The organism is Gemella morbillorum, from assembly GCF_900476045.1.
GTDB lineage: Bacteria > Bacillota > Bacilli > Staphylococcales > Gemellaceae > Gemella > Gemella morbillorum.
Window position 1 is genome coordinate 930,467 of the sequence record NZ_LS483440.1, and the last position, 13,245, is coordinate 943,711.

At 29.1% G+C, this 13,245-nt stretch carries 16 protein-coding genes; 1 reads left to right on the top strand and 15 read right to left on the bottom strand.

Annotation, left to right across the window (positions count from 1 at the left end; all coding sequences use genetic code 11):
* Positions 1-8: 8 nt before the first annotated feature.
* From recR to DQN46_RS04585, 9 genes are all read right to left on the bottom strand, one after another.
* The gene (gene recR, locus DQN46_RS04545; protein WP_111743178.1) at positions 9-605 is read right to left on the bottom strand and encodes a recombination mediator RecR; all 597 of its coding nucleotides are present in this window, start codon (positions 603-605) and stop codon (positions 9-11) included.
* Position 606: 1 nt separating this feature from the next.
* On the bottom strand, positions 607-924 hold the full coding sequence (locus tag DQN46_RS04550) for a YbaB/EbfC family nucleoid-associated protein (protein ID WP_004631908.1): 318 nt from the start codon (positions 922-924) through the stop codon (positions 607-609).
* 196 nt (positions 925-1,120) lie between these two features.
* On the bottom strand, positions 1,121-2,830 hold the full coding sequence (gene dnaX, locus DQN46_RS04555) for a DNA polymerase III subunit gamma/tau (protein WP_111743179.1): 1,710 nt from the start codon (positions 2,828-2,830) through the stop codon (positions 1,121-1,123).
* Positions 2,831-2,929: 99 nt separating this feature from the next.
* Positions 2,930-3,262 carry a hypothetical protein gene (locus DQN46_RS04560; protein ID WP_111743180.1) on the bottom strand — a complete coding sequence of 111 codons (333 nt, stop codon included), beginning with the start codon at positions 3,260-3,262 and terminating at the stop codon, positions 2,930-2,932.
* 125 nt (positions 3,263-3,387) lie between these two features.
* Positions 3,388-4,464 (bottom strand): ABC transporter substrate-binding protein, encoded by a 1,077-nt coding sequence (locus DQN46_RS04565; protein WP_111743181.1) that lies wholly within the window; start codon positions 4,462-4,464, stop codon positions 3,388-3,390.
* A gap of 1 nt (position 4,465) precedes the next feature.
* The gene (locus tag DQN46_RS04570) at positions 4,466-5,266 is read right to left on the bottom strand and encodes an ABC transporter permease (RefSeq protein ID WP_111743182.1); all 801 of its coding nucleotides are present in this window, start codon (positions 5,264-5,266) and stop codon (positions 4,466-4,468) included.
* Positions 5,266-6,084, bottom strand: coding sequence for an ABC transporter permease (locus DQN46_RS04575; RefSeq protein WP_111743183.1), 819 nt, complete (start codon positions 6,082-6,084; stop codon positions 5,266-5,268). Before DQN46_RS04575 ends, DQN46_RS04570 begins: the two co-directional genes overlap by 1 nt.
* Before the next feature lie 2 nt (positions 6,085-6,086).
* Complete coding sequence (locus DQN46_RS04580) at positions 6,087-7,175, bottom strand: ABC transporter ATP-binding protein (protein ID WP_004631896.1); 1,089 nt, start codon at positions 7,173-7,175, stop codon at positions 6,087-6,089.
* 91 nt (positions 7,176-7,266) lie between these two features.
* Positions 7,267-7,812, bottom strand: coding sequence for a helix-turn-helix domain-containing protein (locus DQN46_RS04585; protein ID WP_111743184.1), 546 nt, complete (start codon positions 7,810-7,812; stop codon positions 7,267-7,269).
* A 340-nt stretch (positions 7,813-8,152) separates the two neighbouring features.
* On the opposite strand from DQN46_RS04585, the gene DQN46_RS04590 reads away from it, so the two are divergent.
* A complete protein-coding gene (locus DQN46_RS04590; protein WP_111743185.1) occupies positions 8,153-9,001 on the top strand; it encodes an RluA family pseudouridine synthase in 849 nt (282 codons plus the stop codon).
* 37 nt (positions 9,002-9,038) lie between these two features.
* On the opposite strand, the gene DQN46_RS04595 is transcribed toward DQN46_RS04590, so the two are convergent.
* From DQN46_RS04595 to frr, 6 genes are all read right to left on the bottom strand, one after another.
* Positions 9,039-10,076 carry a M42 family metallopeptidase gene (locus DQN46_RS04595; RefSeq protein ID WP_111743186.1) on the bottom strand — a complete coding sequence of 346 codons (1,038 nt, stop codon included), beginning with the start codon at positions 10,074-10,076 and terminating at the stop codon, positions 9,039-9,041.
* A gap of 115 nt (positions 10,077-10,191) precedes the next feature.
* The gene (fba, locus tag DQN46_RS04600) at positions 10,192-11,058 is read right to left on the bottom strand and encodes a class II fructose-1,6-bisphosphate aldolase (protein WP_004631888.1); all 867 of its coding nucleotides are present in this window, start codon (positions 11,056-11,058) and stop codon (positions 10,192-10,194) included.
* Between the two features lie 97 nt (positions 11,059-11,155).
* Positions 11,156-12,055 (bottom strand): RluA family pseudouridine synthase, encoded by a 900-nt coding sequence (locus DQN46_RS04605; protein WP_004631886.1) that lies wholly within the window; start codon positions 12,053-12,055, stop codon positions 11,156-11,158.
* A gap of 157 nt (positions 12,056-12,212) precedes the next feature.
* Entirely contained in the window at positions 12,213-12,458 is a 246-nt protein-coding gene (locus tag DQN46_RS04610) for a YneF family protein (protein ID WP_004631884.1), read from the bottom strand.
* A gap of 3 nt (positions 12,459-12,461) precedes the next feature.
* Positions 12,462-12,665 carry a DUF896 domain-containing protein gene (locus DQN46_RS04615; RefSeq protein WP_231120301.1) on the bottom strand — a complete coding sequence of 68 codons (204 nt, stop codon included), beginning with the start codon at positions 12,663-12,665 and terminating at the stop codon, positions 12,462-12,464.
* 10 nt (positions 12,666-12,675) lie between these two features.
* Complete coding sequence (gene frr / locus DQN46_RS04620) at positions 12,676-13,233, bottom strand: ribosome recycling factor (protein ID WP_004631880.1); 558 nt, start codon at positions 13,231-13,233, stop codon at positions 12,676-12,678.
* Between the last annotated feature and the right edge of the window lie 12 nt (positions 13,234-13,245).

Below are 13,245 nucleotides of genomic sequence, written 5' to 3' on the forward strand. Positions count from 1 at the left end.
AATTATAATTATAATTCTATTCTACCCGATATCGCTCGCGATAATGTAACTTCATCTACATATTCAATATCACTTCCAAATGAAATACCTTGAGCAATTCTGGTAACTTTTATATTTGTATTTTTTAAATATCTTGAAATAAAACTTGCTGTTCCTTCTCCTTCCGGCGAAGAATTTGTTGCCAAAATTATTTCTTTAACTGTCGTATCTTGTGCTCTTTCAAATAATGATTTGATATTTATATCCATCGGCCCGATACCATCCATAGGCGATATAAGACCATCTAAAACATGATAAAGTCCTCTATATTGTTGCATATTCTCCATAGCAACTAGGTCATTATCATTGGCTACCACACATATAGTAGACTTATCTCTACTGTTATCAGAGCAAATATCACAAACATGTGTTTCACTAAGACGATGACAAATTTCGCAGTTAGTAAGTTTTTCTTTTAAACCTTGTAGAGAATCTGCAAAATTTTTAATGTCATCATCGTGCATTTTTAATGTATGAAAAGCAAGACGAACTGCAGTTTTTCTCCCAATACCTGGTAGTAATGAATAACTATCTATTAAATCTAAAATTGGTTTAGGATAGTTCATCTTACAAACCTGGAATATTTAGTCCGTTAGTAAATCTTCCCATTGTATCTTCTTTAAGTTTATTTGATTTTTCTAACGCATCATTTACTGCTGTTAAGACCATATCTTGTAACATTTCGATATCATCTGGATCGACTACTTCTTCTTTAATTTTAATATCTAAAATTTTTCCATCTCCGTTAGCCACCGCAGTTACCATACCACCAGATACAGTTCCTTCTACAGTTTGATCTTTAAGACTTTCTTGTGCAGCCATCATATCTTTTTGCATTTTTTGCATTTTTTTCATCATTTGCTGCATATTTCCCATTCCACGCATTTTATTATCCTCCTAGTATCTTTATAATATAATTCTATTTAAATTTATGTTTATTGTCAATAATTTCCATCCTAGTCATAATGTTTAAATCTTTTACTATGATTGTATGAAAAATTTTTTACTAAAATAATTTATATACTTTATTTTATATCTTGCTTTTATAGCAACTATAGTAACTTCTTTAGTTAACTTGCTATCAATTCTCAATTATTATATCTTTAAAAAGTTGTTCTAGTTTTGATTCTTCTAATATCTCCTCAGTTAACAATTTTTCTTCAACCGCATCTTCAATATCTTCTATTTCCTGTAATAATAGTTTATACTGATGTTCTTGAAGTACGTATATCTTATATTCTACCCCTATATAACGTGCAAATAACGTCTCTAAATATTGTTTATATTTCGAGTTTGGTGTCATTTTTATCATACTTTCTGCTTCAGTAGAGATTAATAATCCTCCCACTTTTGATGAGGCGACTAAAGTACAAGTTTTTAATAACTCTCTCATAGCTGTAACTTCACTATTGTTAGCACCTAAACTTTCTCTTATTATCTTATTAAAAACCCCTGCTGCATAATTAGTAAAAGTATCATTAGAAGTAGATAATAAATCTAAAATTCTATTTTTATCTTTTATTACTACATCTTTAATATTTTCTTTAATATCATTATCCCAAGTTATATTTTTACTATCATTTTCGTTTTCAATATGACCTTGACTTATTAATTTTGATTCACTAGTTTTATCAGCTTTAATATTAAAGTTAAATTGTTCAAGTTTATTTTCTAATATTTTAATTCTCTCTTCTAATTCAAGAACTCGGGTATTATAAACAGAACTTTCTCTTGTAAATACTTCTTGACGTTCTGGTTGTATATTTTTTTCTTTTGAACAAATTTTCACAATACAAATTTGCATATAACTCATATACTCTGTTGAAAAACGAATATATTGCTCCGTCTGAGACAAGTATTCTATAATTTCATAGAAGTAATCAAATGATATAGTTCCTATAGCATCATCAAGCAGTTCAATGTTATAACCAGTATATGCTCTATCTTTTAAGTTTTTATAGACTATAACATCACGAGTAATATTTATTAAATCGTTAAGCAATAACTTTGTATCCTTTGCCTGTTCTACAAAATTATTATACATTAATAAAGAACCATTTATATCTCCTAAAATAAGTTTCTTATAAAACTCTAATATCTCATTTTCTCCAATGGACGATGTTACTTCTAAAATGTTATTTAATGTAATTTTCTCTGAATAATTTGATACTTGATCTAATATACTGATTGCATCCCTTAGACCACCTTTAGCTAAGGTTGCAATTTTCTTTATTGCATCATCTTCAATATCTAGACGTTCATTTTCTGAGATATATTTTAATCTATCCACTAATTGTTCAACTGATAAATTTTTAAACTCAAATCTTTGGCATCTTGATAATATTGTTGCTGGTATTTTATGAATCTCAGTAGTAGCTAAAATAAAAATAACATGTGCTGGAGGTTCTTCTAAAGTTTTAAGCAGGGCATTAAAGGCTGCTGTGGTAAGCATATGTACTTCATCAATTATATAAACTTTATACTTCCCTTCACTTGGTAAAAATTTGATTGCTTCTTTTATATCACGAACTTCATCAACACCATTGTTACTTGCAGCATCAATTTCTATTATATCTACATTTTCTTTTTGATAGACTTCATTTTTATTCACTTCATTAGCAAATATTTTCGCAATAGAAGTTTTACCCGTCCCTCTAGGACCGTAAAACAAGTACGCATGGCTAATTTGATTCTTTTCAATTGCATTTTTTAGTACTGAAACTATATGATTTTGACCTACAATATCATTAAATGTTTGTGGTCGATATTTTCTATATAAAGCCTGAAACATATAATCCTCCTATATAAACTTAACTATATAATTATACCACATTTTATATATTACTTATAGTAAAAAAAGCATAGTAAAAATTATTCACTATACTTATTACTAAATATTAATTACAATAAAGTATACTATTACAACAAGGAAACATATACTACTCATTCCAAAACAAATATTTCCTACAATCTTACTATCTTTAGAATACTTCTCAATATTTTCTGGTAATTTTGCTTCTTCAAAACTAATATCGATACCATTAATCAAGTGAGCATTATCACCTCTTTTTATATATTTTCCTAAAACCAACAAAATTATTCCAAAATATAGTACTGTCATCATAGCTCCAGTTGATATATATCTTTCAGGTAAAAAAAATAACAATAATGTCATTAATTCTATTGGTAATATTGTAATTAATAGTGCAGTACTTTTCTTCATATAATAATTCTCCCTTCTCTACTAGTTATATTTATTATACAACAAGGCGATTAGCTGTATCAACTATAAAAAAAGATAAAGTAGATTTCACTTTTTATAAATAATCTACTTTATCTTAATTCATATTAATTTCTATTATTTATTTTAAATTTCAAGAATAAGTCATTGTATAACTGAAGCATTGCTGGCGATAAATCTTCGTAAACTTCTGCTTTTCCTATACTACTTAAATCAGGATAGAACTGTTCATCAGAAGTAATATCTTCTGGTAATAATTCTTTAGCTTTCTCATTTGGAGTAGCGTATCCTATGAATTTAGCATTTTGAGCTGCATTTTCTGGTCTAAGCATAAAGTTTATAAATTTATAAGCTGCATCTTCGTTTTTTGAAGTTTTAGGTATAACTATATTATCAAACCAAAGGTTTGTTCCTTCTTTAGGTACTGAATATACCATATTTTCATTTTCTGTCATTATTGCTGATGCATCACCTGAAAAGACAACTGAAACCCAAGCTTCATTGTTAATCATTAGCATCTTTTTCTCATCAGCATTTATTGCTTTAACATTTTTATGTAATAATTCTAATTTTTTCTCAGCTAAATTAAGATTAACTTCATTAGTATCATTTACAGAATTACCTTCAGATTGTAAAGCAATTCCCATCATTTCTCTTGCACCATCTATAAGAAGAATATTATTTTCTAAACGAGCGTCCCATAAGTCATCCCATTTTTCAAATTTCAAATCACTTGGAACTTTTGTCTTATTATAAACTATTCCTAGTGTACCCCAAAAATATGGAACAGAGTATTCGTTGTTAGGATCAAAAGAAAGATTTATAAATTGTTTATCTATATTATCAAAACCTTCTATTTTACTATGATCTAGTTTTTTTAATAAATCTAATTTCTTCATTTTTTTAATCATATAATCTGAAGGTATAACTAAATCATAAGGTGTAGATCCTGACTGTATTTTTGTTAGCATAGCCTCATTTGAATCGAAAGTTTCATAAACAACTTTTATTCCAGTTTCAGCTTCAAATTTTTTAATAAGCTCTGGATCAATATATTCCCCCCAGTTGAAAATTGTAAGAGTTTGTTTTTCTCCGCTACTTGAGCTATCAATGAAATCTCTACTGTATAATAAACCTAAGCAAATAACTAAGATTGATAAAGCAGAAATAAGTAATTTTTTCATACTATCTTACCTCCCTTTTCAACTTACTTGTATTAATTATATAATATATAATTGCAGCAATTACAACAAATAGAGTTAATACGGTTGATAATGCATTGATTTGTAAGTTTATTCCTTGTCTTGCCATTGAATAAATTTCTACTGATAGTGTTTGGAATCCATTACCAGTAACGAAGAAAGTTACCGCAAAGTCATCAAGTGAATATGTTAGACCCATAAAGAACCCTGCTAGAATTCCGGGAGTAATATACGGAATAACGATTTTACTTAAAACTTGTGGATATGTTGCCCCAAGGTCAACAGCTGCATCAATTATAGATTTTGGCATCTCATATAATTTTGGTAGTACCATCAATACTACTATCGGTATACTAAAAGCTATATGTGATAGTAGAACTGACCAAAAACCTTGAATATTATCAATCCCTAACTGTTTTCCTATAAATGTAAACATAAGTAAGAATGAACACCCAATTATTACGTCTGGACTCACAATTAAAATATTGTTACCAATTAAAAAACTATTTTTCTTTTTGTTAGATTTTAATGAGTATATACCTAATGCTCCTAAAGTTCCTAAAACAGCTGAAAATAATCCACATAGTAAAGCAACTACTAAAGTATTAATAACAATTACCATCATACGAGTATTTTCAAACAATTCTATATAGTGTTTCCACGAAAATCCTTCAAAATCAATCATTGTTTTTCCAGAGTTAAATGAATAATATGCTAAATAAACTAGAGGTATATATAATATTGCAAAAATAACTATTAAATATAATTTTGAAGTTAATTTCATTATTTTTTTCCTCCTGTAGTTACTTTATCTTTTGTATTTGTTAATACCATTATAATTCCCATTACAACTATTAAGAATACAGCTATTGTAGATCCTAATCCCCAGTTTTGTGTAACAAGAAAATGCTCTTCAATAGCAGTACCCAAGTTAATAATCTTATTTCCTGCAATAAGTCTTGTTATCATAAATAGAGATAATGCTGGAATAAATGTTACCTGTATTCCTGTTTTTACACCGTTAATACTTAAAGGAAATATAATCTTTCTAAATGTAGTTTTAAAATCTGCCCCTAAGTCATATGAAGCTTCTATCAAGTTTCTATTAATTCCAACTACTGAGTTATAGATTGGTAATAACATAAATGGTAGGAATATGTAACTAGATACAAATACAAAACTAAATGAGTTGAATAATAAACTTTGCGTACCTATTCCTATATATTCTAAGAAACTATTAATTGTTCCATATTCTCCAAATAATCCTAAGAACGCGTATGTTTTTAACAATATATTAATCCATGTCGGTAATATAATAAGTAAAAGTAGCAATTCGCTATATTTGCTTTTACTAATTATAAAAGCTAAAGGATAACTTATTACTAAACAAATTAGAGTAATTAAAAAAGCATACCAAAAACTATAAAGCGTCATTAATACATATGTGCTACTAAAAAATACTTGATAGTTTGAAAGTGTAAAATTACCATTAATATCTCTAAAAGAATAATAAACAATCAGTAAAATTGGAAATACTACAAAAAGTAACATCCACATTACATATGGAATCATGAAAAGTGAGCGTGTTTTTTTATTAAACATTATTATTCCTCCTCTTCATATGATTCTAAACGTGCGTCAAATTCTTCTTCTGTTTCTCCTGGTACCATGATATGTATTGCTTCAGGATCAAAGTTTAATCCGACAGCAGAACCAGGTTTTGCTTCTTTAGTTGAATGTACAATCCATTCGTTATATTGATCATCTAAACAACAAATTTCATAATGTACACCTCTAAATAGTTGAGTATCAACTACCACATTAATTTTCCCTTTTTCTGAAGAAGTAATTTCTAAATCTTCTGGTCTAATTACTACTTCTACTCGCTTATTTTTATCTAAACCAGCATCAACACATTCATATTGTTTTCCATAAATTTCTACTAAATAGTCATCTATCATTACTGCATTAACGATATTAGATTCTCCTATAAAGTCAGCAACAAAGCGGTTAACTGGCTCATCATAAATATCAAGTGGCGTTCCGCTTTGTTCAATTTTCCCATCATTCATAACAAAGATATAATCACTCATTGCAAGAGCTTCTTCTTGATCGTGCGTAACATAAATAAAAGTAATTCCTGTTTGCTGTTGAAGTTCACGAAGTTCATATTGCATCTCTTGACGAAGTTTTAAATCAAGAGCAGACAAAGATTCATCAAGAAGGATAATCTCTGGTTCATTAACTATAGCTCGAGCTATAGCAACACGCTGTTTTTGACCACCACTCATCTCACTAATATCACGTTTTTCAAAATCAGTTAAGTTTACTTGTTTTAAAGCTTTTTTTACCTTTTTCTTAATAATTTCCCTTTTTTCATTTTTGATTTTTAAACCAAAGGCAACATTTTCGAAAACATTCATATGTGGGAACAATGCATAATCCTGAAACACTGTATTAACCTGACGTTTATTTGCTGGTAATTCATTTACCACTTTTTCATCTAATAAAACATCCCCAGACGTTGGACTTAAAAATCCACCAATCAATTTCAGAATAGTACTTTTACCACAACCACTAGGCCCAAGTAAAGTATAAAATTTACCTTTTTCAATTTCTAAGTCTATATTTTTTAAAACTTTATTATTACCAAATGACATTGATACATCTTTAAACTCAACAATATTTGCCATTTTATTCTCCTCACATATAATAATATAATTAAATTAAGCAAGAGATTTGAATGTTATTTAATCTTTAATTAAGTAACCTTCATTCTCTTTGTTATAAATACGAATTTGTCGCTACTATCAATAATTCACAGACTTCGTCAAAAGGATTTGATAACCTATGCTCTGATGTAGCTAAAAAATAAAAACTTTCATTCGATGATGCAATATACTCTTCATCACCTAGTTTTAATTTACATTTACCTTTTAAAACATAACATAGTGTTTCTGATTCCGATGGACTAAATGTCTTATAATTACTGTGTTTTTCTAGTCTAAGTATTAAAGATTCCATTTCTTTCTCATTAGATTCTGGAACAAGCCATGTTAATACATACCCTTCATCAGTTTCTTCATAACTAGTTTGATCTTCTAATGAATAATATACTTTTTGACTTGTACTTTCTTTATCAAAAAAGTCTTTTGGAGCACAACCCAACACTTCCAAAATATTAAAAAATGTTTCCATAGATGGTGATGCTAAATCACGTTCTACTTGTGAAATATATCCTTTACTTAAGTCGGTTCTTTCCCCAAGTTCTTCTTGAGTAAGATTTTTTTGAATTCTTAATCGTTTTAATCTTTCACCTATTGAATACATATTTCTCCTTTCCATTATTTCTTTTAATTTATATTTAGGCATAATAAATTTTTAGTTTCAAAGTTTATTATAATTAAACTTATTGTCACTTTTGTTTACCTATATCTAACTTTTTGTAATTAAAGTTATACTTAATTAAACTTTAAGTTTAGTAATATTAAATCACAAGATATATAATACTATACTTTTGAATTAAAATCAAGATTAAATTAAATATTTTTAAACTTTTTGAAGTTTTATAAGATCCTTATTTATCTTGCTTTTTACTTTATACAAAATTGAAAATATTATATAATTATACTTATTATATTATTAAGTATTCTAAATCAGAAGGAGAATTATGAATTTTAAAATTTTATCATCTTACATTAATGTCGAATCATATCTTAGTAATTTTTTAAAAATTTCTAAAAAAAATATTCATACTATACGTATGAATTCTCATCATGATGTCCATACTATTATTATCAATGGACAAAGTGCTGACCTACAATCAAAACTGAATAAGGATGATAATTTAGAGATTAACATAGAACTTGGAACTTCTAATTATATTGCAAATAATTCACTATCCATTATAAAAGAATACGAAGATGACTACTTACTAATTGCTTCTAAACCATTTGGAATTAAAACTCATCCAAATGATATAACAGATGAAAATAATACATTAGTTAATTACTTAATTACTGATTATCCTTATCTAGAACCAATACATCGTCTTGATACCGATACTTGTGGTTTAGTCATTTTTGCAAAAACACCATTTGTAAAATCCAAACTTGATCAAATGTTAGAACATCGTGTCATAAAACGCTTCTATACAGCACTTGTAAAAAATAATATTAATGTTCAAACTATTAATACTAATATTGGACGTGATAACCGTGAAAAAAATAAAATGGCAGTTACTAATAAAGGAAAAAATGCAATTACAAATATACTATCTTGTGAAAAAATAGAGCAGAATAAATTTGCTACTACCATTTCACTAGAAACAGGTCGCACTCATCAAATTCGTGTTCATTTAGCATATAAAGGAAATCCTATTATTGGAGATAAACTTTATTCTAATGATGGTCATAAATATGAAAAGATGTATCTTGGAGCGCTAAAAGTTATTTTTAATCATCCCGTTACAAATAAAAAAATTGAAGTAAACTCTAGTATAAAAAATTTTTATGAATAATAATTTATCAAAAAAAGCAGACTTTATAGTCTGCTTTTTAACTTATTAATTCACTTTGTAAATATGCATCAACTAAATTCTGCGTTGCTTCTACTGAATCGATATGCGTTCTCTCATATGAGTGGCTAGATTCTATGCCTGCTCCTAGTAAAGCATGTTTCACTTCTGCGCCTGCTCGCATAGCTGCCGAAGCATCGCTTCCATAGTATGGATAAATATCTAACTTAAAAGGAATTTGTTTTTCTCGTGCCAAATTTGTTAAGTGTTGACGAAACTCATAGTTATATGGACCACTTGCATCTTTAACACAAATTGAGACTGTGTACTCATCTGTTTGTTGATCATCTCCCATTGCTCCCATATCTACCGCTAAATATTCTACAGCTTCTTTAGGAAGAGAAGAATTTGCACCATGCCCTACTTCTTCAAAAACACTAAACATAAAATGAGTTGCATATGGAAGAGTAATGTTTTCATCTTTATATTTTCGTAAAAGATCTAATAATATAGCTGCGCTTACTTTATCATCTAAGAAACGACTTTTTATAAATCCTGTCTCTGTAACAATCGTCCTAGGATCAAAACTAATAAAATCTCCTACATCTATACCTAAAGAACGTACATCCTCTGCACTATTTACTTTCACATCAAGTCGTATTTCCATATTATCTTGAGTTCTTTCAACTGTTCCTGCATCTCGATAAACATGAATACTTGTCTGATGTACTAAAATAGTACCACTAATTTTTTTATTATTACTAGCAACATGCACCTCACAGTTTTCCCCTTCAATCATATTCCAAGGATAACCTCCTATTTGAGCTATTTTTAAGCGTCCATCAGGTTTAATTGCTCGAACTATTGCCCCAAGCGTATCAACATGCGCAGTAACAATTCTATGTTTTTTATCATTTTCCCCTTCTACAACGACATTAACTCCACCTTTGTTTCCACGTATTGCTTTATATCCTAGTTTTTCTATCTCTTCAATTAAGTATGTACTAATTTCTCTTGTAAATCCTGTAGGTGAGTCAATACTTATTAATTTTTTTATATAATTTATAGTTTCTTTCATGCGAACACTCCTTTGTATTTACAATATATAATTTCAACTTAGTTATAAATTATTTTTATTATATAGATAAAAAGACCCATGCAAAGCACGAGCCTTTTTTAGTAATCTGTAGTTATTATGCTTTGTTTCTTGAACCGAAGATATCGATTTTTTGATGAACCATAGCTTTAATAGCTTCGAATCCAGGATTTAATAATTTACGAGGGTCGAATCCTTTAGGTTTAAGATCTCCACCTTCTTCAATATATTTTCTTGTTGCTTCTGCAAATGCTAATTGACACTCAGTATTAACATTAACTTTAGAAACTCCTAGAGAAATAGCTTTTTGAATTTGTTCAGTTGGGATTCCAGAACCACCGTGTAATACTAGTGGAATTCCACCAGTTACATTTGAGATGTTTTCTAATGTTTCAAAGCTTAATCCAGCCCAGTTTTCTGGGTATTTACCGTGAATATTACCAATTCCAGCTGCAAGGAAATCAATTCCTAATTCAGCCATAGTTTTACATTCTTGCGGATCAGCTAATTCACCACTACCGATAACTCCATCTTCTTCTCCACCGATTGATCCAACTTCACACTCAATTGATATTCCTTTAGAGTGAGCTAAAGCTATCATTTCTTTTGATTTTTCGATATTTTCTTCGAATGGATAGTGAGATCCATCAAACATTACTGAACTAAATCCAGCTTCAATCGCTGCTTTAGTTCCTTCGTATGAACCGTGATCTAAGTGTAATGCAACAGGAACTGTAATTTTCATTTCTTCTACCATAGCTTCTACCATAGCTGCAACTGTTCTGAACCCAGTCATATATTTAGCTGCTCCTTCACTTACACCTAAGATAACTGGACTTTTCGCTTCTTCACAAGCTGCTAAAATAGCTTTTGTCCATTCTAAGTTATTAATGTTGAAATGCCCTACCGCATATCCTTCTTTTCTAGCTTTTACAAGCATATCTTTTGCTGGTACTAATACCATGTTATTGTCCTCCTTAAATAACTACTTACTTATTCTATAATACTATATTTCCTAGAAAAAATAAACTATTTTATGAAAATTTTTTCAATTAACTATTTTATTTGTCTAGTTTTGCCATAATATCTAGCATATATTGAGGAATTGGCGTCTCAAAATACAAGTGCTCTCCTGTAATAGGATGATTAAACTCAATACTCTTTGAGTGTAGAGCCTGCCCATTTGCATTTAATGTTTTTCTCGGACCGTATACAGGATCACCTACCAATGGGTGATTAATGTATTTCATATGGACTCTTATTTGATGAGTACGTCCTGTTTCTAATTCACATTCAATCAAAGTATATTTCTCAAATCTTTCTACTACTTTAAAATGTGTTATTGACGGTTTCCCTTCATCTATAATTGCCATTTCTTTACGCTCTTTTGGATTACGCGCTATAGGAGCATCGATTGTTCCATAATCATGCTTTATACTTCCATGCACTAAAGCATAATATTTTCTTTTTACATCTTTATTTGCAATCATTTCTGATAATTTAACATGTGCTTTATCATTTTTAGCAACTACTAAAAGTCCTGAAGTATCCTTATCTATTCTATGTACTATACCTGGACGAATAGTCCCATTGATACTAGATAACTCACTATGAAATAGTAATGCATTTACTAATGTACCATCTCTATGTCCTGCAGATGGATGCACAACCATTCCTTTTGCTTTATTTACTACAATCAAATCACTATCCTCATAAACTATATCTACTGGAATATCTTGTTTTACAACATCTAGTTCTTCCGGTTCTTTATACTCTATAGTAATTTCATTACCATCTTTTAATTTAAAATTAGTTTTTATTTCTTTTCCATCTACTTTTATATATCCTTCTGAAATCAAGTTTTGAATATTAGTTCTCGATAACTCAGAAAGCTCTTTTTGTAAAAACTTATCAATTCTTTCTACTGTTTGTGAAGTATATTTTATAATCTTGGCTTCCATTACTTCCTCCTTTTTGTACTATACTATATTAACGAAAAATACGCTAATTGTAAACTAATATGATATCTATTATAATTATTTTCTATATAGTTATTCTCTATTAAAATTAAAGAGCAAATACTATGCTTTATAATACATAATATTTGCTCTAAATATATTATTTTTTAGCTTGTTTTTTTGCTTGTTGTTGAGCTTTTTGCATATTCCCCATAACTTGGTTAATTTTTTTACGAGATGGTTTTTGCCCCATTTGGCTCATCATTGCCATTACCATATCTTCATTAATTTGAGGATTTTTTTCCATATAGTTCATGAAGTTTCTTCTTGCAAGGAAAAAGCCCCCTACTACTCCTGCAAGTAAACAAATAGCTCCAACTAAAATTGTAATTGTAGTCGCACTCATAATTTAAAGTCCTTTCTTTTTAGGAGTAATATCTTCTCCTTTTTCATTTATCACTTTTGTATTATCTAATATATTACGCATATTAGCTTTAAAATTTTTTAAATATAATTGTCTATATTCTGCCAACTCTTCTGTTTCAACAGCTGTTAGCTCGCGTTCTTTTTTTGTTGCATTAAGAGAATTAATCTTAGCAATAATTTCTGTCATTTCCATATTATTATACACTCATTAATTCATCTTGTTTTTCTTTTGTTACTTTATCAATTTCTGCAACAAATTTATCAGTTACTTTCTGAATATCATCTGAATATCCTTTCAAATCATCTTCTGTAATTTGAGAAGCCTTTTCTAATTTCTTCATTGCGTCAATTGCATCACGACGTACATTACGAACAGCTACTTTTGCACCTTCAGATTCTTTACCTACTAATTTTGCTAATTCTTTACGGCGTTCTTCTGTTAACGCTGGAAATACAATACGAATTACTGATCCATCGTTAGAAGGATTAAGACCTAAATCTGATGCTTGAATTGCTCTTTCTATATCTCCTAATAAAGTTTTCTCATAAGGAGATATTACTAACATTTTTGGTTCTGGTACTGAAACTCCAGCCACTTGGTTAATAGGTGTTGCAACTCCATAGTAATCAACAGTTAATCTATCAAGTACTGCCGCGCTTGCTTTCCCAGCTCGAATAGAAGCTAACTCACGACGCAAACTCGCAATTGCTTTTTCCATTCTTTCATTTAAATTATTCATAATTTGCTCAGGCATAGTTTTACACTC